The following is a 23967-nucleotide window of genomic DNA, read 5'->3' on the forward strand; positions in this document are numbered from 1 at the left end:
TAAACGGCAAGCCTTTATTTAAAAAATTGCTTATCGTCTATAAGCGCACAGTTCCATGCTGGTCCCTCGCTTTCTATCGCGCTTTCTTCATGCCATTTTTCTAGCCTATAAGAAAAATATTGTCGCTTGCACAAGTTGTCTTGTTCCCAACGGGCTAATAGTAAATTTGAATCTTGCCGCATAATAAGCTGTAGATTTGTGTAATGTGCACCTAAGGGAAATTTATCAATTTTGCCTGTTTGAAAATTATGGGAATAAATATCATGATTGCTAGGGGCAAAGTAAATAAATCCAAAACCATATTGTCCGGCAAATATTGGTATATCAGATTTAGAAAAGCTTTCAGTCAGTGCCGTTCGATAACGCTTATATTGGCTATTGGCACCGTTAAAACTAGGGTCTTTTTGGGGACCATTATAGATCTTTGAAACAAAGTAATCCTTGGCTTTCAAGATTTTAAATGCTTTGGCTTGGTTTTCCTTTGGCTCTTGCCAGTCCATTAAAGGTAAATTTTCTAAACCCTCCACTTTTTCTGTTTTGGCGATATAATCTAAATCAGTTAGGGCGATGGCTTGTAATTTTGCGTTGTTATCCCAAGCATATTCTTCCTTTTTGTTATAAAAAGCGGAGGGTTGGAAAAATATTATTTTATTCGTGCCCATAACCGGAGTTGTCGTTACATAGCTATCTTTATTGAAAATAAAACTTATTACGACAGTGTTGTCCATTTTGTCATCATTGGTTATTCTATAGTTTAGATAAGTTTTTGGCGCATTAAAGTCAGAAAAACTAGATAAAAAATGTATTCTTTGATTGTTAGAATTATTTAAAAGGAAGTTTTTATTAATAAAAATATCTTTGTAGCGCGTTTTTTTTAATTCGAAATTTGAGAAAATGCCTGTATCGCCCTTAGTATGCGCAATTTTTAAGATTTTTACTATCTTTCCGGTATTTCGATTAATCGTGACTTTGAGGTTCTTGTCAGAAAAAACATTTATCGGAAAACGAGATTTAACCATTGTAGGTTTTAAATTTGGATAGTTCTCTAAAACAGACTGATCGTCCCCTATTCGCAAGCCGTCAATAGACTGTGCCTGTGCCTGTAACTGTACTTGGGCAAGCGATACGATAGTCATTAAAATAAAAGCCAAATAAAATCGCATAAGCCCCCCCAATTATTTAAATAAATACTTGCATCCAATTCATTAGTACCAAGCAGTTTCTAACACCATTATCAAACAATTAACGGCGAAAATAAGATTAAACAAAAAAGGCATTTCTCTATCTTTCGATAAAAGAAATGCCTTTTATAATAAATCTATAATTAGGTTATTATTCGCTTGATAAAACTAAGTTTAAGTAGATATTCAATTCTTATGTTCTTCATTAACAACGGCAATACGCAGCATATTGGTTGAGCCTGGTGTACCAAAAGGAACGCCAGCGGTAATGATGATGCGCTCTCCAGTTTTACAAAAACCCTCGTGGCAAGCAATTTTTGCCGCGCGATCTACTACCTCATCAAGGTCTTTTGCGTCTTCCGTGACAACACAGTGCAAGCCCCAACCAATAGCAAGGCGACGTGCCGTTTCAACCTTAGGTGATAAGAGAATGATAGGTGTGCGCGGACGCTCACGCGAGGTTCTAATGCCAGTTGTGCCCGTTGTTGTATAGGCAACAATGGCAGCAAGGTTAAGTGTTTCAGCAATTTGTCTGGTGGCAAGAGCGATAGCGTCTGCACTTGTTGCCATTGGTTTTGGATGTTGAGCATTGATCATGCCACTATAGAAAATATCGCGTTCAATTTTTTGCGCAATGCGATCCATGGTCTGTACCGCTTCAATCGGATATTGGCCGGAAGCTGATTCTGCTGAAAGCATAATTGCATCAGCACCCTCATAAACCGCTGTTGCAACATCAGATACTTCTGCGCGTGTTGGAACAGGGGCGCTAATCATTGATTCAAGCATTTGGGTTGCAACCACAACGGGCTTACCTGCATTGCGGCAAGCTTGAATAAGCCGCATTTGGGTACCGGGGACACTTTCAAGCGGCATTTCAACGCCAAGGTCGCCACGTGCTACCATGATCGCATCAGATTGATCGATGATTTCCTCAATGCGCAGCAAGGCTTGCGGTTTTTCGATTTTTGACAGGATCGACATGCGACCCTTGACAATTTTGCGTGCTTCGGCAATGTCATCGGGACGTTGAATAAAGGATAATGCAATCCAGTCGACATCTTCCTCCACGATAGCTGCAAGGTCGCGATGATCTTTTTCAGTCATCGCACCAACTGCCAATAATGTATCAGGTAGGCTTACACCTTTACGATCAGAAATTTTGGTACCAGCCACCACGCGACACTCAATCTTATCAAGGTCGCATTGAATGATAACCAGTTCAAGCCGACCATCATCAATAAGTAAGCGGTCTCCAGGCTTTACAGCCGCAAAGATTTCAGGATGAGGCAAATAAACGCGATTAGTGTCACCAGGTGCCTCATTACGGTCAAGTGTAAAATTTTGCCCTTGCTTTAATTCTACGGCGCGGTCAGCAAATGCGCCTACACGCAGTTTAGGGCCTTGTAAATCACAAAGAATGCCGATTGGGCGACCTTGCTTTTTTTCAACATTTCGAATGCGTTGCACAAGTGCGCGCATTGTATCATGGTCGGCATGGCTCATATTAATGCGGAAAACATCGGCACCTGCTACGAAAAGCCGCTCAATCACGGTCTCGTCAAAAGATGCAGGCCCAAGGGTGGCTAGAATTTTCACATTACGGTTGCGTCTCACGGATTTTGACTCCCTGTCACCAATGAATTATTTATTGCAGGATTTGTTGTAACTGGTTCAGTTAATTGCACCATCCAGTTTTTTTGGTTTTGTGTATCAATTTCCTGAAAACCAAAACGCTGGAAGCCACGGGCAAAACAATCATTAGTTCCCGGAATTTTAAATTCGGCTTCGGTGCCACACATGGTAACAGGACCATCCCAGCGGCTTTTACCGCTTTCATCTTCGGCATATAGATAATAGAAGCGTGAAGAAAGCGAACCAACAATAACTGTTTCACAGCTTGCCTTATTAATGCGCCACCAACCTTCGCTAACCCAACCTTCATCAGAGCGATATCCAACGGCAACTCCAACAATATCTTGGGTTGTATTACAAACGCGTAAATCTGCCATCGCCGAATTGACAGAAATCAGAAATAGGAAACCGGCAAAAAACCATTTCACTATAGATCTCAATTGCATTGGCGATACTCCATTAAAGCGCTGACCTTTCTTTATGCCAATTTAAATATTCATTCTACCATTAATTGATGCCATGAATGGTGCAAAAGCACAAATGCTATTGTTCATTCATATATCTCTCTATCGCGTTTTTTAAACCTTTTTATCTCAACGAAGCAAAATATTCCCAATTGATTGTGCCAAGAACTGGTGATTGTGCCAAGAACTGGCTTGGTAATAAAGGGATTTTGGCATTTTGCTGCATAATTGCAATGGCAAAGAGGCTAAATAACAAAGAAATATTGGTGTTAAAGCTGTGGTAAAATGATGATCCTTTTTAAATTAATCATAAATAATCGGTGTTTGGTGAAAAAGTAGAATCGCTTCTGCTTTTCCAATATGAACTTATTCAGTGCTTTCATAACAAAGTGATCTTTAAATCGATATATCTTATTCACTTTGGTACTATCGTAATATTCAATTTGGCTTTCATGAATGAAAATTAGGCGAAATCTTGATCGCACATTTAGAACCATAGTTAAAAACCAAAAACAACATTACTCGAACACTTGACTTATTAGGTGAAGTTTTAATAGCAGAATTGTGACATAAGTGTTAAAATTTTTAGCATTTCGTAAATTATCTTGCAATGAAGCTAACGGATGGGATTAAAAATCTTAAAATACTCAATTGTGAAATGACTTAATGGTTGGGAAAGCTAGTATGTTTTGAATGTTGGGCATTGTTAGAAAATGTTTAGGTTTTAATTGTCTTACTAATGATTTTGTGATTTTGAACTTGTTTGTCGATATTATTGGTTGTGTGGCGTTATGGTGAGTCATTTTCTGATTAAAAATAGCTATAGTTTTGCTGTTTTTAGTTTTGGTGTAATTAGCGTATAATAGGTTTTAAAATAATGGGATTATGTTTTTAATAATATAGATTATAATAGTTCTAAATTGATTAGTAAAATTTTGGTGTAATGTTACAATTATTTGCAGTATTTTCTGTTTAATACTTAAGTTTAATTTTAATATGTGTTATGAAGATAACGTTATTAGTATTATCGTTTTACGTGTTTTGGCATATGTAAAAAGCCCGATGAAGTGAGAGGTTGGTTGGAAGCTAGCAGTTCTTATTGTCGTGGGGTTAATAAAGTATGACTAAGCATTGTGATTGCATATGGTGCAAATTTATCAATATACACCAAAATACTCTAATTTAATAATAAATGAAAATACCACATTCAATATAAGCAGGATATATTGGATGCTTATATGAAAATTGGTTTTAGAAAGTTTATTTAATGTTTGCTGCTTTTCTTATTATGTTGCGTGAAGGACTTGAGGCGGTTTTAATTGTTGCTATTATTTCAGGCTATTTGACACGCACGGGGCGCCGTGAATGGTTGCCAGCCATTTGGGTTGGTATTTTTTTAGCTATCGCGCTTTCACTTTTTGTTGCAGCAATGATATTGGCATTGCGTGCTGAATTTCCGCAAAGACAGCAGGAGATGTTTGAAGCCTTTGTGGGCTTTTTGGCGGTTGGCGTGCTCACCTGGGTTATATTATGGATGAAAAAGGCCGCATCAAGTGTTGGTCGTGAATTAAAGGAATCGGTTGAAGCTGCTTTTTCGCAAGATAAATCAGGCTCAAAAGGCACAACCCTTGCTCTTGTCGGTATGGCTTTCTTAGCTGTTGCGCGTGAAGGTTTGGAAGCGGTGTTTTTCTTGCTTGCTATTCTTCAGCAAGGCAATGAAACCAATACTCTATGGGGCGCGCTGTTGGGTGTTCTCTTAGCCAGTGCTATTGGCTTTTTGCTATATAAAGGTAGTATCTCGCTTAATTTACGGGTTTTCTTCCGTTGGACTGGTGTTCTTATCATTTTCGTTGCAGCCGGTCTTGCCGCAAGTTCGCTCAATAAGTTGCATGAAGCAGGTATCTGGAATAGTTTGCAAGACATTGCCTTCAATATTCAGCATATCCTTTCCGATCATAGCACTTTAGGTACATTTTTAGCAGGTCTCTTTGGCTATAATCCCGCCCCAACTATTGGTGAGGTAGTGATTTACGTTATCTATTTGGTGCCTGTTCTTGGTTTTTATATTTACGAAAGCAAGCTGCCTAAAAAGCCAGTAGGCGCTTAATATCTAGCCATTGCAAGATGAATGAGGTGCCTTGATGGTAAAGTACCTTAAAAAACGAAATAGTGTTTATTAAAGAAAGTAAGTTTCATGACATCGCCAAAAACAAATAAGACCCCTATGGTGATTGCTCTTGTCGGCTCATGTGTTTTGGCCGTTGCTGCGGCCGGAACATTGTGGTGGGCAAGCAGCAATCATACAGATGATACCGATGTTAATGATATCATAGCGGTTAAAGTGGGCAGCGATAGCTGCGATCCGATGAATTTGACTGTACCTGCTGGCAAGCGTTTTTTTGAAATTGAAAACACATCAGAGCGTGCGGTTGAATGGGAGATTTTATCGGGCGTTATGGTGCTTGCAGAGCGTGAAAATATTTTACCCGGATTTAAATCGCGTCTATCGGCAACGCTTGCACCTGGTGAATATGAAATTACTTGCGGTTTGCTAACCAATGCGCGTGGCAAAATGGTTGTCACGTCAAGTGATGAGTGGAAAAATGCCGTTGCAGCCCAGCCGGGTAATCGCGAATTCTTAAAGCCTTTATCCGAGTATCGCGTCTATCTCATTTTAGAAGCAAAGCGCATGTCTACAGCGCTTCAATCACTTAAAACAGCCATTGATGCCAATGATGTTGATGCGGCCAAAAAAGCATGGCTTGATGCCCGTCTTCACTATCGCAAGCTTGATACATTTTCTGGGCGTTTTTCTGATCTTGAAGCCAAAATGAATCCGCAAGCGCAATATCTTGCTAATCGTGAAAATGACACAGCTTTTGTTGGCTTCCATCGCATTGAATATGGTCTATGGGGGCAAAATTCTACTGCAGGACTTGCACCATTTATGGCCGATTTAGAAACTGCGGCCAATGATCTTTCCCAGCGCATCAAGGATAATCAGGTTGCACCGATTGAAATGCTGACAAGTGCTGAAAATATCACCCAAAAGCTGATTGATATGTTGACAAGCGATCATGGTGTTAATGCTTGGGCTAAGGGTGAAGCGAGCGAAATGGCGGCCAGTATTGACGGTATAAAAAAGACTGCATCGCTCATGGCTGAAGTTGCACAGCATTCTGCACCGCAATTGCAAACCGAGATCAATCAAAATCTGGATGCTTTAAGCACGATTTTCAAAGATGGTGTAAATGAAACTGGTGAACTTGCGGCAGATAAAAAGCAAGTTCTTTTAGCTGATTTGAAAAAGCTTTCGGAGCAGCTAACGCAGTTACAAGCAAAATTAGGGTTTTAGTGCGGCTAATATTGCACTAAACCCCTTGAAATAAGTGGTTTTACCATGCGCAAGCAATAAAGAACCGCTGTGAAATGAAGAGATTGGGTGATGGATAAAATCTGTCACTTGATCCTATGGAGTAGAAGATAATGACCAAAAGTGGATCAAGCCCTTTTAATCGTCGTTCGTTTTTAAAAACCGCCTCTGCAACGGCGTTAGTCACACCGACCTTGGTGGCTGGCAATGAGGCATTTGCCCAAGATAATGCAAAAGCCACGCATATGGCGCAAAGTGGTGCGGTGACAGCTGCACCAACGGGCAATGATAATTTATCAGATGTTGTCGCTTTTTATGGCGAGCATCAGGCAGGTATTTTAACCCCGCGACCGGCAACTGGTCTTGTGGCGGCATTAAATGTTGTTGTTAGCAAACCTGAGCAATTAGAAGACTTGTTTCGCCGTCTTACCGACCGTATCCGCTTCTTAACCAAGGGTGGTAGCTATCCAGAGCGTGATGATAAATTACCGCCTTATGATTCTGGTATCTTGGGGCCAGAAATTACACCGAATGGTCTTACGGTAACGGTTGCGCTTGGCAATTCGCTCTTTGAAAAATTTGATTGGCTAAAGGTTCATAAGCCTGCGGAGCTTGAACAAATGACCGGCTTTCATAATGATGCTTTGGTTGCGAGCCGTTGTCATGGAGATATTTCAATACAAATTTGTGCCAATGATATTGATACAGTTATTCACGCATTGCGTGACATTAATAAAAATCTATCAAACCTATTGGTGATGAAATGGATGCAAGAAGGGAGTGTTCCAGTCATTGCCCCATTGCCAAATGGCGAAGTCGAAAATGCCCGTAATTTCTTAGGCTTCCGTGATGGTTCTGCCAATCCTGATACCAATGATAGCGCGTTGATGGATCGTATTTTGTGGGTTAATGACAGCCGCAAAAATGAACCAGAATGGGCCCGTGGTGGCTCCTATCAAGCCGTGCGCATTATCCGCAATTTTGTTGAGCGCTGGGATCGCACTCCCTTGCAAGAGCAAGAGCGCATTTTTGGCCGCAAGCGTGATAGTGGTGCGCCGATGGATGGCAAGAAAGAATCTGATGTTCCAGATTATACCAAGGATCCTGATGGCAAAGTAACATTGCTTGATGCCCATATTCGCCTCGCTAATCCAAGAACGGCAGACTCAGAAAAACATCAAATTTTGCGCCGGCCTTTTAATTATTCCAACGGCGTAACCAAGTCTGGCCAATTAGATCAAGGCCTATTGTTTATTTGTTATCAAGCTAGCCTTCATGATGGTTTTATCCATGTGCAAAGTCAACTTGATGGCGAACCGCTAGAAGAATATTTGAAGCCAGAAGGTGGTGGGTATTTCTTCACGCTTCCCGGTGTTCAAAATGATGAAGATTGGCTAGGCCGTTCGCTTATGGAAGCGGTAAAGGCTAGCTAATAAATTAAGATGAATGAAAAAGGTAACTGCTTTAATAGTATGGTTTTCTTGACCACTGCGTTAAACGCCTTTTCATTCATGCGCAAATTTTCGATACCAATTTCAAATTGGTATCGTCATAAATACAAGTGATGATTGATTTTTTAGCTGATATGCTTGGATTTTTCATCAATGTATCAAAGGTGGTGGATTATACTAAATCGCCGCCGTTTTCGTTGAACAGCTATAGAAAAGGAAATAGCGATGTTTTTGAAAGCACTTCCGATGCGAAAAATGGCTTTAAAGGCTGTGGCAATTGCTGGTCTTATGTCATTGATGACACCTGCTTTTGCGGCAAATGAGCCAGAGCTTGATCTTGTTGCGCCGATTGCCGAATATAAGATTTATGTTAGCGAAAAAGTTGATAAGCTTGTCGAAGACACCAAAAAATTTACCGCAGCGATTAAGGCTGGCAAAGTAGACGAAGCTAAAGCACTATTTGCACCAACCCGCATCAGCTATGAAGCTATTGAACCAATTGCTGAACTCTTTGCTGATCTTGATAAATCAATTGATGCTCGCGCTGATGATTTTGAAAAAGAAGAAAAAGATCCTAATTTCACGGGCTTTCACCGCATTGAATATTCTTTGTGGGAAACCAAAAGCACTGACGATATCCAAGGCACAGCTGACAAGCTTTTAACGGACGTTAAAGACTTGCAAGCACGTATTTCTGATCTTGCTTTCCCACCAGAAACCGTTGTTGGCGGCGCTGCTGCCTTGATGGAAGAAGTTGCAGCAACCAAGATTTCAGGTGAAGAAGACCGTTATAGCCACACAGATCTTTGGGATTTCCGTGGTAATTTTGATGGTTCACGCAAGATTTTTGATCTTTTCAAGGGCTTCCTTGGCAAAGATGATGCAGCTTTCGTAACTAAGGTTACTGAAAACTTTGATACTGTTGATGAAATTCTCAGCAAATACAAAGAAGGTGAAGGCTATGTAAGCTATGAAAAGCTTACTGATGATGACCGCAACACGCTGTCAGCAGCTGTAAATACTCTTGCAGAAGACCTTTCAGAACTTCGCGGTAAGCTTGGTCTTGAGTAGGCTTTAATAATCAAGCGATAATTTGCTTTAAATGAAAGGCATATTTATATCATTGTGATATGAATATGCCTTTTTAATTTTATGTTAATCGCGGCTTTAGTCACAAACAAAATATAAGCTGTTGCCATTTTTCGTGGCTGTTTCTAATAGGGTAAGCCACCTTGATTTTTCTGCCTTATCAATGGAAGCATTTTTAAAAATTTTAATAAATTCTTCAATCATCGAAATGTTCATTATAAAATCTTCAAAATAGGAAAACTCTATATTAAAAGCCTTGTTCAGTTTCTGTATCGCTAAATCTACTTTAAAAAAATCTGCCAGATCGATGTTCGAGACTAGATTTAAACTATTGCTATTGATGTCATCCAATTTGAAGTCGCGGCTTACTTCAAAAATATCAAGCATTGCGAACTCTTTTCACTTTATCGCTAAAATATTCACTTTATCAGCGACTTGGTATCGGTATTTCGCCACGATAGTCATAAAAACCGCGTCCACTTTTACGACCAAGCCATCCAGCCTCAACATATTTGATTAAAAGCGGGCAGGGGCGATATTTAGAATCTGATAGGCCATCATGCAAAACTTGCATAATAGAAAGGCATGTGTCTAATCCGATAAAGTCAGCAAGCTGCAGCGGTCCCATGGGGTGGTTAGCACCAAGACGCAAGGCACTATCAATGGCTTCAACGCTAGCAACCCCCTCATAAAGCGTATAAATTGCTTCATTAATCATCGGTAGTAAAACACGGTTGACCACAAAGGCTGGAAAATCTTGCGTCACAACTGATGTTTTACCAAGGCTTGCGATGAATTGAGCTGCTGCATTGAAAGTTTTGTCGTCAGTCGCAATGCCGCGCACGATTTCCACAAGATTCATCAAAGGCACGGGATTCATAAAATGAAGACCAATGAATCGCTCGGGCCTATCGGTTGTAGCAGCTAGCCTTGTAATCGAAATGGTGGAGGTATTGGTGGCAATGATTGCTTGTGGGTTTAGAAATTGACATAGATCATGAAAAATATCTTGTTTGGTTTTTTCATTTTCAAAAGCTGTTTCAATAACTAGGTCAGCAGATCCAAGCTGTTCTTTATGATCCAAAACTTTGATGAAAGATAGCGCATGCTGTCTTTGTTGTTCTGATAGTTTATTAAGTGCTACTTGTCTTGCTAAATTGCCATTGATAGTTGCAAGAGCGGCTTCTGCCTTTTCTTGTGAAAGGTCATGAAGCAACACAAATTTTCCTGCCAATGCACAAGCATGAGCAATACCATTGCCCATTTGTCCAGCGCCAATAATGCCTATTGTTTGAATCATACCATCCTCACCCCATCAAAGCATTTTGCAAAAGACATTTATAGTTTTTATAAATTTGCAGATATATTATGAGGACTATAATATTGCTTTTAGCCGAAAACTAGTTTTTCTTTTCAGGAAGCGTTGGTAAGGGGAGCAAGTCTATACCTTCCTCCACCAGCGATTTCACTTCCTCGCCATCGGCTTCGCCATAAATTGTGCGTTCAAGTGCCTCGCCATAATGAATTTTTCGGGCTTCTTCGGCAAATTTTTCACCAACATAATCGCCTTCCTCACGGATTTTTTCAGACACTTTACGCCATTGCGCTAGTAAATCGCGTTCTTGTGAAGAAAGCGCATTGCCAACCATTTTTTCTTTTTTGCGCGAAGTTGAAATGGCAGGCGCCATAAGATCCTTGGCAATTTTTATTGATTCGCATTGTGGGCACGAAACCCAACCTCGTGCACATTGCATGTCAAAATCATCATTGGAGCGAAACCAAGCATCAAAATGGTGGCCACCGTCGCAGTGAAGATTGAAGCGAATCATTGGTTAGTTCCCTTTTTTGTAAGGCTGTAAAAGTTCATCCAGCCTGCCAGTTTCTTCCAATGCAAAAAGATCGTCGCAACCACCGACATGGATATCGCCAATAAATATTTGCGGAAATGTATTGCGCCCATTTGCACGCTCACGCATTTGCGCCCGCACTTGTGGATCGCTTGCAGCTTCAATCGCGATAAATTCAACATCCTTTTGTTCAAGCAAAGCTAGTGCCTTCGCGCAATAAGGACAGCCCGGTTTAATGTAAATTGTAATAGCCACGTATTTTCTCCTTAATTTTCTTATATAGTGGCAAAATATAGCAATGCCAAGCACTAGCTATTCTTTCGATTGCGAATATTAGTCGCAGTAAAGTATAATTGAACACCATAAGTATCAGCCCAAAAGGCCAAAAACATACTGTACTAATCGTGATGGTTAGTTAATAAGTATATATTTATTTTTCCTAATAAAACTGTGTATTTTGTTGCAAACTTGAAATAAAAATAAAATAATTTTGATTTATAAAAAATCTGGTTGCTTTTTAATTAAAGTTGAAATAGACAGGTCAACGGGCCACCTCTTCCCACCGAGAGGCGAGCTATCTGAGAGGATAGAATAAAATGACTAATATTAATGAGCCGGGTAATCGCCCGAATAATCCTAATTTTTCTTCTGGCCCTTGTGCCAAGCGTCCAGGTTGGACAACACAAGCACTAAATGATGCACCTTTAGGTCGCTCTCATCGTGCAAAAATTGGCAAGGCCAAATTGGCAGAAGCCATCGATCTCACCCGTGAAATTTTAGAAGTTCCTGCTGATTATCGCATTGGTATTGTACCTGCGTCAGATACTGGTGCTGTTGAAATGGCATTATGGTCATTGCTTGGTGCGCGCGGTGTTGACATGTTGGCTTGGGAAAGCTTCGGCTCAGGTTGGGTCACAGATGTGGTCAAACAATTGAAGCTAAAAGATGCCCGCATTTTTGATGCTCCATATGGCGAATTGCCAGATTTTTCACAAGTAGATTTTAATCGTGACGTTGTCTTTACATGGAATGGTACAACATCGGGTGTGCGTGTTCCCAATGTTGGCTTTATTCCAGATAATCGTGAAGGTTTAACCATTTGCGATGCAACATCCGCGGCTTTTGCGCAAAATTTAGATTTTGCTAAGCTTGATGTTGTTACGTTTTCATGGCAAAAAGTTCTTGGCGGTGAAGGTGCCCACGGTATTCTTATCCTTAGCCCACGCGCAGTAGAGCGCTTGGAAAGCTATGTGCCACAATGGCCATTGCCAAAAATTTTCCGCATGACCAAGGGTGGCAAGCTTATTGAAGGTATTTTCAAAGGCGAAACTATTAATACGCCATCAATGCTCTGTGTTGAAGATTATCTTGATGCATTAAAATGGGCTAAATCTCTTGGTGGTTTAAAAGCTTTGCGTGAACGTGCTGATAATAATTTTGCTGTTCTTGATGCTTTTGTTGAAAAATCAACATGGCTTGCAAATCTTGCTGTTGATCCAACAACCCGTTCCAATACATCCGTGTGCTTAACCATTATTGATGAAGATATCAAAAAGTTGAGTGCGGATGATCAGGCAGCTTTTGCAAAAGCAATTGTAACTCGTCTTGATAAGGCTGGTGTTGCTTATGATATTGGTGCTTATCGCGATGCCCCATCGGGTTTACGCATTTGGGCCGGTGCGACGGTAGAGGCTGATGATTTAGCTGCTTTAACGCAGTGGTTGGACTGGGCTTTTGCTTGCGAAAAGGCTGCGTTGGGCGCCTAATATTCGCTTATAGTTAAACATATAGAGTGGTTGAAGCCACTCTATTTCAATCTCAAATTTCTTGAAGTTTTGGTTTTGCCTTGCAATTAGTTGTTAAGGCATAAGGTTTTCTTTCACCTTTTTTATGGATGAAGTTAAACTAAAATGAAAAATTATGAAATGCGCATGGTGGTAAAAGCGCTTTCTTAATAATCCTTTGCAGTATTTTGACAATTATGGAGGCCATTATGGCACCTCGCGTATTAGTATCTGATAAACTTTCTCCAACCGCAGTACAAATCTTTAAAGATCGCGGCGTTGATGTTGATTATTTGCCTGATCTTGGCAAGGATAAAGACAAGTTACTTGAAATTATTGGTCAATATGATGGGCTTGCCATTCGTTCTGCAACGAAGGTAACCCAAGCGGTTATTGACGCAGCAACTAAGCTTAAAGTGGTTGGTCGTGCTGGTATTGGCGTTGATAATGTTGATATTCCAGCAGCTTCACGCCGTGGTATTATTGTGATGAATACACCTTTTGGTAATTCTATCACTACAGCTGAACATGCAATTGCCATGATGTTTGCTGTTGCGCGTGAATTACCTGAAGCTGATGCTTCAACTCGCGCCGGCAAATGGGAAAAAAACCGTTTCATGGGTGTTGAAGTAACCGGTAAAACCCTTGGCATTATTGGTTGCGGTAATATTGGTGCGATTGTTGCAGCGCGCGGCATTGGTCTTAAAATGCATGTTATTGCTTTTGATCCCTTCCTTTCTGAAGCGCGTGCCGAAGAATTGGGCGTTGAAAAAGTTGAGCTTGATGATTTGCTACGCCGCGCCGATTTCATCACATTGCATACGCCACTTACTGACAAAACCCGCAATATTATTGATGCAGAAGCCATTGCTAAAATGAAAAAAGGTGTTCGCATTATCAATTGTGCTCGTGGTGGTCTGGTTGTTGAAAAAGATTTGGTGGAAGCGTTAAAATCTGGCCAAGTTGCAGGGGCTGGTATTGATGTGTTCGAGCAAGAGCCGCCAGCAGCTGATAATCCACTTTTTGCGTTAAACAATACCGTTTGCACGCCGCATCTTGGTGCTTCAACCTCAGAAGCACAGGAAAATGTTGCTATTCAAGTGGCTGAGCAAATGGCTGATTACCTTGTTAAAGGTGCAGTAAGTAATGCCATCAATATGCCAGCCATTACCGCGGAAGAAGCGCCGCGCCTAAAACCATTTGTCAAGCTTGCCGAAGTGCTTGGTAGTTATGTGGGACAATCCACAGAAGAAGACATTCAGGAAGTTGAAATTCTTTTTGATGGTTCAACTGCAACTATGAATACTCGTGCTTTAATTAGTGCAGCCCTTGCTGGTTTAGTGCGTCCACAAATGGCTGACATTAACATGGTTTCAGCACCTGTCGTGGTTAAAGAGCGTGGCATCATCGTTTCTGAAATTAAGCGCGATAAATCAGGTGTTTTTGATGGTTATATCAAGTTAACTGTGCGCACATCGAAGCGTACCCGATCAATTGCCGGCACTTGTTTTGTTGATGGCAAGCCACGCTTCATCCAAATCAAGGATATTAATCTTGATGCAGAAGTTGGTGCGCATATGCTTTATATTACCAATAGCGATACACCCGGCATTATTGGTACAATTGGTTTGATTTGTGGTAAGCATGGCGTTAATATTGCAAACTTCGCCCTTGGCCGTAATAAGCCAGGTGGTGATGCCATTGCATTGCTTTATCTTGATGCGCCAATTCCAGCGGCAGTACGCGAAGAATTGCAAAATGTTGCAGGTATTAAGCGCGTTCAACCGTTGGAATTTAACTCTATTGAGGCATAATGTCGATTAATTGGCGTTTTATGAATAAAAGCGATCTTGCAGCTATCTGCGAGGTCGCCTCCATTTGTCATCCTGATTATCCAGAAGATGAAGCGGTTTTGGCGCAAAAGCAAGCATTGGCGCCGCAAAGCTGTTATATTTTGGAAAAGGATAGTAAGCCAAGCGGTTATATTTTAGCTCATCCTTGGAAGGCGCATAATATTCCGCCACTCAATCAATTATTAGATGGCTTACCGCAAGATGCAGATACGCTTTATTTGCATGATATTGCAATTTTACCTGATGCACGTATTGGCGGTGTTGGTTCGTTAGGCTTAAAAAACCTATACCAACAGGCAAAAGCATTGGGTTATAGCTCTATGTCATTGGTGGCAGTCAATAACTCGTCGCCTTTTTGGCTAAAGCAAGGATTTGTAACCCAAGTGGTGAACAGCACTTTGCAGCAAAAGCTTCTAACCTATAGTGAAGATGCACTTTATATGATGAAGACTTTATAGGTTTTGTTTAAGGCACTTATGGGGGCCTTGTTCATATGTAGATTTGATTAAAAAAGCGGATAATAGATTATTTATTATCCGCTTTTGTTTTTACTATTAGTTGAAAGAAAAAGCTAATTATTGTGGTTTTTCTTCAACGCCAATTTCAAATTCGCGGGCTTGACCACGGCATAGTAAATAAATCCCAAGGCCGCTGGCCAGCATACCAATAGCGATCAAATACCAGACATGTCCCATTGGGGTTAAGCGGTTAAAGAGAGAAATAACAACCGGTATGGTTCCACCTAAAATTGCATAAGAAATATTATAGGAAAAAGCGAGGCCAGAAAAACGCACGGCTGCAGGAAACGCCTTAACCATGACATAAGCTACCGCACCAACATAGCCAGCAAAAAATCCTAAAAATGCCGATAGAATAAAGAGTGAAGTGGTTGAGCTGTCGGCATAATTATAAAATACATAAGCGGTTATGGCAAAACAAATACCACCACCAATGAAAAAGCGCCCACTGCCAATGCGATCACATAAAATACCAGCTATTGGCGTTGCGATAATCAAAAATAATGAAGTGACGCAATTAGCTGCAAGGGCTATATCACCGCTATAATTATAGGGTGGGTGTTGTAAGAAATTGGGTGTCATTAAGGTTGAGATAACAATAGTTGCTGATAATGCCCAAGTCAGCAATATCGCAATAAGAACGCTTTCACCATGTTTTTTTAGAACAATTTTAAGCGGCACTTCTTTGGTTAAGCTACGTGCTTTTTGCATTTGCTTAAAAATAGGAGTTTCATCAAGCCATTGTCGTAACCAAACCGCTAACAAACCAAATATGCCGCCAAGGATAAACGCCCCGCGCCAGCCATAATCGGTTACAAATTGTGGTGTAAAGAGGTGATTAACAAGAGTTGCAACTAATGAGCCTAGCAATATGCCTAATGATAGGCCAGAGGTTAAAAAGCCGGTTGCAAAACCGACATAACGCGAGGGCACATGTTCGGACACAAAGGTCCATGCGCCAGGAATTTCGCCGCCAATGGCAATACCTTGCAAAACGCGCAGAATTGCAAGCAAGATGGGGGCAGCAACACCAATGCTGGCATAGGATGGGATAAGAGCCATGCAGAGGGTAGATACAGCCATAAGTAGAATAGAAAAAGCAAAAACTTTTTTGCGGCCTAATTTGTCGCCAAGATGCGCCATAATGATACCGCCAAGGGGACGGGCCAAATAACCAGCGGCAAAAATACTATAGGTGAGTAGGGTGGTTAGCCATTCCGCCATTTCTGGATTAAAAAATACGGTACTTATGATTTTGGCAAAAAAGACAAAAATGATAAAGTCATAAAATTCGAGAGCCCCGCCCAACGAGGATAAGCCCAAGGTTTTCATATCAGAACGCGTCAACATTCGCGGTTCGCTCATTTTGCCTCTCCTAAATATATGTCCAATTGTCTTCCCATTTAAGATTTAAGTCTGTTTAAAAGGGTAAATTGGTAATAAGCCTATTTATAAGATTAGTGCAATGCACATTATATGAAATTATTAATCGTTTTGATTTTTCCTCTTGACCTTGCCGCGTTGGAAGGTCGCATATAGACCCATATGAATAAAAGGAGAATAAAATGAGTGAAAATGCTGATATTGTATTTCGTGTTGCTGATATGACCTGCGGCCATTGCGTTAAGTCGGTTACAAATGCCATTGTTGAGGCTTTGCCAAATGCAATAGTAAAAGCTGATGTTGCAAGTCATCTTGTAACGGTTAGTGGAACTCAAGATGCAGCTAAAGTAAAGCAAGCTATTATTGATGCTGATTATACGCCTGAAGCCGTGTAAATAAGTTTTTTAAAGCATCTGATTTTTGCTTTATCAAATTTATCATCTTTCATTTTAAAATTATATGTCAATTGATGCAAATAACGCCACCCGTTAAGGTGGCGTTATATTATAGCTTAGCTTGCAAGTCGTTCGCGATATTTATCAAGCACAACGGCAAGGATAATCACAAGACCGGTAATCATCTGGCGGATAAAATCGCCAAGACCAAGAAGCACCAAACCATTAGCAAGCACACCAATAATAATAGCACCAACCAGCGTCCCAAAAACTGAACCGCGCCCACCATTCAAACTTGTGCCGCCAATAATAACGGCCGCAATAGCGTTCAATTCAAAGCCCACACCAATAATCGGACTTGCTACGCTCAAGCGGGCAATATAAATAATCGCGCCAATACCAACTGTACCACCTGCTATTGTAAAGGCCGCCACCTTATACCAAAAAACTGGATGCCCTGCTAAACGGACAGCTTCTTCATTATTACCAATAGCATAAAGCATACGGCCAAAAACCGTTTTGGTGAGAATAAACCAAGCAACAAACACCAGAATAAGCGCAACAATAAACACCAACGGAATACTAAAATAATGAAAACTAAGGGCCATATCTCCAAAATTAATTAATTCTGGTGGGAAAGAGTAAATTGGTCGTGCATCGGTAAATTGCAACGCTGCGCCGCGCGCAACGTTTAACATACCAAGAGTAACAATAAAGGGTGGTATGCCCCAATAGGCTGATATCAAACCATTAGCCATGCCGCAAGCAATGCCCACCAAGATAGAAACGACGGTTGCCAGCAAAACAGCCGAAACAACGTCAAGGCCAGATAAATTCATCACCGTGCCACCAACAACAGCACACAGTGCCAAAATAGACCCGACAGATAAATCAATACCACCGATTAAAATAACAAAGGTCATACCGGTTGCCAAAATAAGATTGATGGTCACCTGAGTAAGAATATTAGTTATATTGGACGGTGCCAAAAAATTTTTGGTTGTAAGAGCAAAAACAAGAATTAATACAAGGAGCGCCAACGCAATTCCTGCATCGCGTAATATGGATTTCATTTTTTGTGATTCATTTGCCATTATATGTCCTTGTAAAAAATTCGTCTTTTCATTATCATTGTAAGTATTTTATGCAGCCTGATGATAGGCCAGTTGCAAAATACGTTCTTGCGAATATTCATGGCGTTGCAATTCACCAATAATTTGATGATGCGCCATAACCAAAATGCGATCACATAATTCAATCAGTTCACGCATTTCTGATGAAACTACCAATAGGCCTTTATCCTTCGCGGCAAAATCGCGCATTAGGGCGTAAATTTCGTCCTTAGCCCCAACATCAACGCCGCGCGTTGGTTCATCAAGTAAAAGCACTGATGGATTAATTGCCATCCATTTTGCTAGAACAACTTTTTGCTGATTCCCACCCGATAGTGTCGACACAGGATCATTCAGTTTACCATATTTAATTGCTAATTCTCGGCCATATTTTAACGAAATTTCGTCCTCTTTTTGCTTTTGCAAAATACCGGCTTTTGATATGTCTTTGGTGTCAGCTAGGGTTATATTGGTAGCAATTGGCATGGGAAGAATTAAACCTTCATGACGGCGATCTTCACTAACAAGCGCAATGCCATCGCGAATGGCGGCACCGGGCGTTGCATATAGCTTAGCCTTACCATTTAACGCAATATGCCCCGATCGCGCTTTATCAGCGCCAGCAATTGCTCGTAAAAATTCAGTTCGTCCAGCACCTACTAAGCCAGCGATGCCAACAATTTCGCCCTTATGTAAGGTTAGTGATGTACCTTCACTATAAGGGCTTGCTATGGGTCGTAGTTTTTCAACCCGCATTAGCACATCCTTATGCGCTACAGCTTCTTTAGTTAATGGTGCTGCCTCAATCTTACGGTCAATCATCGCTTGAATAAGGCTGTCAATTGTAACATCTGAAATGGAATGGGTGGCAATAGTGCGGCCATTGCGCATAATAGTGACTTCATCACAATGGTTGATAATTTCGTCAAGATGGTGTGAAACAAGTAAAATCGCAACGCCTTCTGCCGCCAATTGATGAACTAGTTTAAATAAACGGTCAGATTCAACTGATGTTAGGGTTGCTGTTGGCTCATCAAGAATTAAAATACGGCTTTTACTTTTCAATGCCCGCGCGATCTCAATAAGTTGTTGCTGAGCAATACCAAGATTTTCGATTGTTTCCGAGGGAGATAAATTATCAAGCCCAACCAAATCAAGCGCGGTACGCGCTTCCTGTTCCATCTTTTTTTTCTGGATAACACCAAACCAATTGGCAGGCAAATGCTCAAAACATATATTATCTGCAACAGATAAAAACGGCAAAAGGTTTAATTCCTGATGAACAACCTGCACGCCTTTCTTCTTGGCGTCACCGGGAGAATGAGGGGTATATGAATTGTTATCCAATAGCATGGTCCCTTGGTCGGGTGTTTCAATGCCACAGATAATTTTAATCAAGGTTGATTTGCCTGCACCATTTTCACCAATAAGGCCATGGATCGCGCCTTTTTTTAAAGCAAGATCAACACCAGCAAGTGCGGTTACACCGCCAAAATGCTTAACAATGTTTTGAAGTTGTAGCAAAATTTGATTTTTTAATGCCATAGGAGCCTGCAAACTATTGCCCAATCATCGGGCAAATAATGAAATGGAAAGCTGTAGTTAAGGGGCAAAACAAGATTTAAACATGTCAAAAGATGCAAAGAGGTCTTGTAGGCTTTTCCAGCAATCGAAGGGGTAATATGAAAGATATTTTAGCAAAACTATCATATTTAATTTATCAAATGCTTTAATAGTTTTTCATATTTTATTGAAAAAGGCGCCTAGCATGGCAAATGTGCCATGCTAGGAAAAGATTATTATTCCACATTGTCTTTGGTAATAAGAGCAACACGGGTCTTGATCCAACCTTTTAAAGGTTCGCCGCCATCAATAACCTTAAGGGCAGCGTCAATGGCATCGGCAGCTTGGCTTGAACCAAATTGGTCAATACTTGCTAAAACCTTGCCATCCTTGATTAAAGGACGAATAGCAGGAACATTATCAAAGCTTACAACTTTAATGTCATTGCGTTTTGCTGCATCTAATGCACGAACAACACCTAACGCCATTGAGTCATTGGCGGCCATAACACCTTGGATATCAGGGTTAGCGGTTAAAATATTCGTGAAAACAGTATTGGCTTCTTCTGTTTCCCAATGAGCGGTTTGAGAGGTTACCAGTTGAAGTTCACCCTCTTTAATTGCATCATTAAAGCCTAAGCGGCGTTGTTCGGCATTGTCTACACCTGGAATACCTTCAATGATAACAACCTTGCCGCCTTTACCAACATGTTTTGCTAAAACTTCACCTGACATGCGAGCGCCTTCTCGATTATCTGGGCCCATATAAGGAATTTCAACCTTATTTGCTTTTAAGGTGGCTTCATCAAGCTGCACGTCAATATTAATAACTGTCACGCCTGCATTTATAGCGCGTTTTAATGGCTGGATTAATGCACGTGAATCAGCTGGCGCAATAACAATCGCTTTGACACCTTGGGTTACAAAATTATCAACCGCGTTAATCTGGCTTTCAATATCGGTTTCCGATTGCATGCCAAAGCTTTTAAGCTCGTATGTGCCTAGCTTCTTATTGTGGGCTTCAGCGCCATCTAGCATATCTTTAAAAAACTCATTGGCTAGAGATTTCATGATTAAGCCAACAACTGGCTTGTTTTGTTCTGCTGCCATTGACGGGGCAGTAAGACCAAGAGCAAGGGCTGCCGTAATTAACAATGATTTGAATTTCATTATAATCTCCTCAAATTATGGTTTTTAATTTATAATAAATGCGACAGAATGAAAACCTAAATGGCGTTGTGAAGGTATCATTGGTCAATAAATTACTTTATTATACTATTTTGCAAATGGTATTAAAAGGACTTTTCAATTGTTATCCCAGATTGTTTATAACAATTGAATGGCAAAACGTGGAGGATAAGACGATGCAATATTTACAAAAAAAACTGTTTTTAATATTTTTTCTTATTTTTTCATTGGCATGCATTTCTTTCAACGCAAATGCAGCAATGAAAGTGATTATGGATACTGATTTTAGCATTGACGGTGATGACGGGCAAACGCTCATTATGGCAGCTCAACTTCATAAGCAAAAGAAAATTGAATTGCTTGGCGTGACAGTAGTGACTGGTAATAACTGGTTGCAACAAGAAGTTGTTGATGCATTGAAGGCTGTAGAACGGTTAGGGATCGAAGATGAGGTTGGTGTTTATGCCGGCGCACTTTACCCGCTTGTTCACGACCCAAAAAGTTTTGACAGCGAACGAAAACTCTTCGGTTTTGGAGAATCTTATTTAACTGCTTTTCATAGGCCAGAACCTAAGAAAGATGATCTCATTGCGCCTTTAGGCAGCTTTGCAACCAAAGCCAAGCTACGAGATGAAAATGCAGTCGATTATATAATTGATACAATTAAAAAAAATCCCCATGAGGTTTCAATCTTAGTCATTGGCCCTGCAACAAATCTTGCCTTAGCCGTGCGTAAAAATCCTGAAATTGTGCCTCTCATCAAGCAAATTGTTTATATGGGTGGCGCGTTTGATGTGCATGGCAACACAACTCCTGCAGCAGAAATGAATATTTGGGTTGACCCAGAGGCAGCAAGGATTGTAATGCGCGAGGCTATTCCACAAGTGATTATCCCGCTTGATGCAACCAATTTAACCCAGCTTGATAAAGCAACTTTTGAAAAAATCACCGCTGAAGATGCGCCTAATGCTGCTCTTTTTAAAGACAGTTGGATTGCAAAAGCATTTGCGAAAAATCCTCATGCCAATGTCAATGTGTTTGACACCTTGGCGCTGGCTTATATGCTTGATCCCACACTTGCGATAACGACTGATGAGGTGTTTGTCGATGTTGATGTTACTTTTGGGCCGGGATATGGCCGAACCTATGGCTATTGGCAAAAACAACCAACAGATTTGTTGCAAAAGATCAAGGTTGTAAAACAAATGGATAGTGAGCGTTTTTTAAAGCTCTATGGAGATCTAATGACTTTGCCTGTTCCAGTTCAATAGCTTTAACAATAAGGTGGGGTCAATCCCGCCTTATTAGCTTCAATAAATAAATCCTTGCAAAAATATTAAAATAATTGGGTAAATCTTTTATTTAAACTGAAGCCCATATTATCTACAATATTCCAACATAATTAGATACTAAGCTATATAAGTAGAATAAAGACAAGGTGAAGATAAATAGTGGTGCCCAGACGCGGCAACTTATTGATATTTCACAGTAAATCAACGTTTGTCACCTTGTATCAAACTATTTGATATTGCAATATGTTTTTGTTTCGTTCATTGTCATGCTTAATCATTAAAATTCACCTAAGCGCAAGATCATTGGGGGATTGGCTGGGGGATTGAATAAAGCCTTAAAAGATGAGGTAAAGCATGAAAGTGATGAATCAGTTAAGCGCTAAGGCGGTTATGACGCTAGGGGCTGGTAAATATGAAGATGGGGCAGGATTGCGACTTGTTAAAACCAGCGCACAAGCGGGCAATTGGGTTTTGCGTTTCACGGTACATGGCAAACGGCGCGAGATGGGTTTAGGCTCAATCCATGAAGTATCATTAAAAGAAGCTAGAACAATCGCAAATCAATATAGAGCAACCATACGCGAGGGATTAGACCCTATAAAGGTCAGAGACAAAAAGAAGCGCGAGGCAGCCCGCAATCTTCATTTGTTAAAGGATATTGCGCGAGATGCCTTTGAGAGCCGCAAGGCAGAATTAAAAGGCGATGGCAAGGCGGGGCGGTGGTTTAGCCCGCTTGAACTTCACGTATTGCCACGATTAGGGAATATTCCCGTTTCAGATATAGATCAAACCGATATTAGAGACACATTCGCCCCTATTTGGCATGATAAAGCCGATACAGCGCGAAAAGCGATGAACCGCCTCAATATATGCTTGCAACACGCGGCGGCGCTAGGGCTGGACGTGGACTTACAAGCAATAATGAAAGCAAAAGCATTATTGGGCAGGACTAGGCACAGGCCGAAGAATATACCAGCCATGAACTGGCATGACGTACCAGCCTTTTATGCAAGCCTTAATGACGGTAGCGCAACCCATTTAGCTTTACGGCTTTTAATCCTAACGGGCGTTAGGTCTAACCCTTTGCGTCATATCCATGAAGATCAAATTGATGGTGATATTTGGACGGTTCCAGCCGAGGCAATGAAAGGGCGGCGCGATGCAACGAATGATTTTCGCGTTCCCTTATCCACTGTAGCTTTAAACGTCATTGATGAAGCAAGGCGCATATCACGCAATGGATTTTTATTTACTGGAGCGCGGGGAAGTATCATTTCAGATATGACAATGGCAAAGCATATGGAGCGAGTAGGATTAGAAGCCCGTCCACATGGTTTTAGATCAAGCTTAAGGGATTGGCTGGCAGAGGCAACAGACGCGCGCCATGATGTAGCCGAGACGATTTTAGGGCATACCGTGGGCGGTAGTGTTGAACGGGCTTATAGGCGTACTGATTTTATAGACCAACGCAGGGCGTTAATGGAACGATGGGCGCAGCATGTAACAGGCCGCAATAATAGTATAATTCCATTTGAAAAACCTAAAAAACACGGCTGATAATTTAGATGAATGGCATGATTGTAAACTTATCCACGTTTTATCCACAGGATGCATGCAATATTTTTTGCCCTAACCTTGAGCATATTAAATGCGTTTTAAGCGACTTTAATGCATTGAATGCAATTTAAGAGGCTTTTTGGGGACACCACTTTTATTAGGGTATGAATTTGTTGGATTATTTGCAAGTGTTCCCCTTTTGTATTCATTCAATGGGATTTATAATCACCTCGTATCAACGCGGCATATGGGGCTAGAGTTAACTTAAAACCCTCATGTTTCA

General features: G+C 40.9%; 21 protein-coding genes. 10 read left to right on the forward strand and 11 right to left on the reverse strand.

The genetic code is table 11. From position 1 onward, the window contains the following. Nucleotides 1–14: 14 nt before the first annotated feature. The 3 genes from H3299_RS01185 to H3299_RS01195 form a co-directional block, all read right to left on the reverse strand. The gene (locus H3299_RS01185; protein ID WP_182418523.1) at nt 15–1163 is read right to left on the reverse strand and encodes a hypothetical protein; all 1149 of its coding nucleotides are present in this window, start codon (nt 1161–1163) and stop codon (nt 15–17) included. Between the two features lie 204 nt (nt 1164–1367). Next, entirely contained in the window at nt 1368–2798 is a 1431-nt protein-coding gene (gene pyk / locus H3299_RS01190; protein ID WP_182418524.1) for a pyruvate kinase, read from the reverse strand. Further along, complete coding sequence (locus H3299_RS01195) at nt 2795–3262, reverse strand: DUF1036 domain-containing protein (protein WP_182418525.1); 468 nt, start codon at nt 3260–3262, stop codon at nt 2795–2797. The genes pyk and H3299_RS01195 overlap by 4 nt, the downstream gene beginning before the upstream one ends. Before the next feature lie 1285 nt (nt 3263–4547). On the opposite strand from H3299_RS01195, the gene efeU reads away from it, so the two are divergent. The 4 genes from efeU (at nt 4548) to efeO (ending at nt 9175) form a co-directional block, all read left to right on the forward strand. Further along, on the forward strand, nt 4548–5387 hold the full coding sequence (gene efeU / locus H3299_RS01200) for an iron uptake transporter permease EfeU (protein ID WP_182418526.1): 840 nt from the start codon (nt 4548–4550) through the stop codon (nt 5385–5387). An 87-nt stretch (nt 5388–5474) separates the two neighbouring features. Next, nucleotides 5475–6635, forward strand: a complete 1161-nt coding sequence (locus H3299_RS01205) for a cupredoxin domain-containing protein (protein WP_182418527.1) — start codon at nt 5475–5477, stop codon at nt 6633–6635. A 131-nt stretch (nt 6636–6766) separates the two neighbouring features. Then, nucleotides 6767–8086, forward strand: a complete 1320-nt coding sequence (gene efeB / locus H3299_RS01210; RefSeq protein ID WP_182418528.1) for an iron uptake transporter deferrochelatase/peroxidase subunit — start codon at nt 6767–6769, stop codon at nt 8084–8086. Nucleotides 8087–8329: 243 nt separating this feature from the next. Next, nucleotides 8330–9175 carry an iron uptake system protein EfeO gene (gene efeO / locus H3299_RS01215; RefSeq protein WP_371739681.1) on the forward strand — a complete coding sequence of 282 codons (846 nt, stop codon included), beginning with the start codon at nt 8330–8332 and terminating at the stop codon, nt 9173–9175. Between the two features lie 96 nt (nt 9176–9271). Here the strand turns inward: efeO and H3299_RS01220 are convergent, their stop codons facing one another. From H3299_RS01220 to grxC, 4 genes are all read right to left on the reverse strand, one after another. After that, nucleotides 9272–9580, reverse strand: a complete 309-nt coding sequence (locus H3299_RS01220; RefSeq protein WP_182418529.1) for a hypothetical protein — start codon at nt 9578–9580, stop codon at nt 9272–9274. A 40-nt stretch (nt 9581–9620) separates the two neighbouring features. Further along, nucleotides 9621–10493, reverse strand: a complete 873-nt coding sequence (locus H3299_RS01225) for a 3-hydroxybutyryl-CoA dehydrogenase (protein ID WP_182418530.1) — start codon at nt 10491–10493, stop codon at nt 9621–9623. A gap of 100 nt (nt 10494–10593) precedes the next feature. Beyond that, entirely contained in the window at nt 10594–11022 is a 429-nt protein-coding gene (locus tag H3299_RS01230; protein ID WP_182418531.1) for a DUF1178 family protein, read from the reverse strand. Nucleotides 11023–11025: 3 nt separating this feature from the next. After that, nucleotides 11026–11295, reverse strand: coding sequence for a glutaredoxin 3 (grxC, locus tag H3299_RS01235; RefSeq protein ID WP_182418532.1), 270 nt, complete (start codon nt 11293–11295; stop codon nt 11026–11028). A gap of 341 nt (nt 11296–11636) precedes the next feature. Between grxC and H3299_RS01240 the strand changes: the two genes are divergently transcribed. The 3 genes from H3299_RS01240 to H3299_RS01250 all read left to right on the forward strand — a co-directional run bounded on the left by H3299_RS01240 (nt 11637) and on the right by H3299_RS01250 (nt 15135). Beyond that, the gene (locus tag H3299_RS01240) at nt 11637–12806 is read left to right on the forward strand and encodes a phosphoserine transaminase (RefSeq protein WP_182418533.1); all 1170 of its coding nucleotides are present in this window, start codon (nt 11637–11639) and stop codon (nt 12804–12806) included. A 227-nt stretch (nt 12807–13033) separates the two neighbouring features. After that, complete coding sequence (serA, locus tag H3299_RS01245) at nt 13034–14638, forward strand: phosphoglycerate dehydrogenase (RefSeq protein WP_182418534.1); 1605 nt, start codon at nt 13034–13036, stop codon at nt 14636–14638. Continuing rightward, nucleotides 14638–15135 carry a GNAT family N-acetyltransferase gene (locus H3299_RS01250; protein ID WP_182418535.1) on the forward strand — a complete coding sequence of 166 codons (498 nt, stop codon included), beginning with the start codon at nt 14638–14640 and terminating at the stop codon, nt 15133–15135. Before serA ends, H3299_RS01250 begins: the two co-directional genes overlap by 1 nt. 117 nt (nt 15136–15252) lie before the next feature. Here the strand turns inward: H3299_RS01250 and H3299_RS01255 are convergent, their stop codons facing one another. Continuing rightward, nucleotides 15253–16560: an MFS transporter gene (locus H3299_RS01255; RefSeq protein ID WP_182418536.1), complete on the reverse strand. Its 1308-nt coding sequence runs from the start codon at nt 16558–16560 to the stop codon at nt 15253–15255. Between the two features lie 200 nt (nt 16561–16760). Between H3299_RS01255 and H3299_RS01260 the strand changes: the two genes are divergently transcribed. Continuing rightward, entirely contained in the window at nt 16761–16973 is a 213-nt protein-coding gene (locus H3299_RS01260) for a heavy-metal-associated domain-containing protein (protein WP_182418537.1), read from the forward strand. 116 nt (nt 16974–17089) lie between these two features. Here H3299_RS01260 and H3299_RS01265 read toward each other — a convergent pair whose 3' ends face one another. The 3 genes from H3299_RS01265 to H3299_RS01275 form a co-directional block, all read right to left on the reverse strand. Further along, on the reverse strand, nt 17090–18067 hold the full coding sequence (locus H3299_RS01265) for an ABC transporter permease (protein WP_182418538.1): 978 nt from the start codon (nt 18065–18067) through the stop codon (nt 17090–17092). A 48-nt stretch (nt 18068–18115) separates the two neighbouring features. Then, entirely contained in the window at nt 18116–19630 is a 1515-nt protein-coding gene (locus H3299_RS01270) for a sugar ABC transporter ATP-binding protein (protein ID WP_182418539.1), read from the reverse strand. Nucleotides 19631–19884: 254 nt separating this feature from the next. Next, a complete protein-coding gene (locus H3299_RS01275; protein WP_182418540.1) occupies nt 19885–20817 on the reverse strand; it encodes a sugar ABC transporter substrate-binding protein in 933 nt (310 codons plus the stop codon). A 290-nt stretch (nt 20818–21107) separates the two neighbouring features. Between H3299_RS01275 and H3299_RS01280 the strand changes: the two genes are divergently transcribed. Then, nucleotides 21108–22106: a nucleoside hydrolase gene (locus H3299_RS01280; RefSeq protein ID WP_210276128.1), complete on the forward strand. Its 999-nt coding sequence runs from the start codon at nt 21108–21110 to the stop codon at nt 22104–22106. Between the two features lie 375 nt (nt 22107–22481). Continuing rightward, the gene (locus H3299_RS01285; protein ID WP_182418542.1) at nt 22482–23684 is read left to right on the forward strand and encodes a site-specific integrase; all 1203 of its coding nucleotides are present in this window, start codon (nt 22482–22484) and stop codon (nt 23682–23684) included. Nucleotides 23685–23967: the final 283 nt, after the last annotated feature.

Source organism: Bartonella sp. HY038, assembly GCF_014117425.1.
Classification (GTDB): Bacteria; Pseudomonadota; Alphaproteobacteria; order Rhizobiales; family Rhizobiaceae; genus HY038.

Bases quoted from the DNA above. Each gene is read 5' to 3' on its own strand.
- H3299_RS01195 (WP_182418525.1), bottom strand. From the start codon at position 3,262: ATGCAATTGAGATCTATAGTGAAATGGTTTTTTGCCGGTTTCCTATTT.
- H3299_RS01185 (WP_182418523.1), bottom strand. From the start codon at position 1,163: ATGCGATTTTATTTGGCTTTTATTTTAATGACTATCGTATCGCTTGCC.
- H3299_RS01205 (WP_182418527.1), top strand. From the start codon at position 5,475: ATGACATCGCCAAAAACAAATAAGACCCCTATGGTGATTGCTCTTGTC.
- efeO (WP_371739681.1), top strand. From the start codon at position 8,330: ATGTTTTTGAAAGCACTTCCGATGCGAAAAATGGCTTTAAAGGCTGTG.
- H3299_RS01260 (WP_182418537.1), top strand. From the start codon at position 16,761: ATGAGTGAAAATGCTGATATTGTATTTCGTGTTGCTGATATGACCTGC.
- H3299_RS01240 (WP_182418533.1), top strand. From the start codon at position 11,637: ATGACTAATATTAATGAGCCGGGTAATCGCCCGAATAATCCTAATTTT.
- efeB (WP_182418528.1), top strand. From the start codon at position 6,767: ATGACCAAAAGTGGATCAAGCCCTTTTAATCGTCGTTCGTTTTTAAAA.
- H3299_RS01285 (WP_182418542.1), top strand. From the start codon at position 22,482: ATGAAAGTGATGAATCAGTTAAGCGCTAAGGCGGTTATGACGCTAGGG.
- H3299_RS01230 (WP_182418531.1), bottom strand. From the start codon at position 11,022: ATGATTCGCTTCAATCTTCACTGCGACGGTGGCCACCATTTTGATGCT.
- H3299_RS01225 (WP_182418530.1), bottom strand. From the start codon at position 10,493: ATGATTCAAACAATAGGCATTATTGGCGCTGGACAAATGGGCAATGGT.
- H3299_RS01265 (WP_182418538.1), bottom strand. From the start codon at position 18,067: ATGGCAAATGAATCACAAAAAATGAAATCCATATTACGCGATGCAGGA.
- serA (WP_182418534.1), top strand. From the start codon at position 13,034: ATGGCACCTCGCGTATTAGTATCTGATAAACTTTCTCCAACCGCAGTA.
- efeU (WP_182418526.1), top strand. From the start codon at position 4,548: ATGTTTGCTGCTTTTCTTATTATGTTGCGTGAAGGACTTGAGGCGGTT.
- H3299_RS01220 (WP_182418529.1), bottom strand. From the start codon at position 9,580: ATGCTTGATATTTTTGAAGTAAGCCGCGACTTCAAATTGGATGACATC.
- H3299_RS01275 (WP_182418540.1), bottom strand. From the start codon at position 20,817: ATGAAATTCAAATCATTGTTAATTACGGCAGCCCTTGCTCTTGGTCTT.
- H3299_RS01250 (WP_182418535.1), top strand. From the start codon at position 14,638: ATGTCGATTAATTGGCGTTTTATGAATAAAAGCGATCTTGCAGCTATC.
- H3299_RS01280 (WP_210276128.1), top strand. From the start codon at position 21,108: ATGGATACTGATTTTAGCATTGACGGTGATGACGGGCAAACGCTCATT.
- H3299_RS01255 (WP_182418536.1), bottom strand. From the start codon at position 16,560: ATGAGCGAACCGCGAATGTTGACGCGTTCTGATATGAAAACCTTGGGC.
- H3299_RS01270 (WP_182418539.1), bottom strand. From the start codon at position 19,630: ATGGCATTAAAAAATCAAATTTTGCTACAACTTCAAAACATTGTTAAG.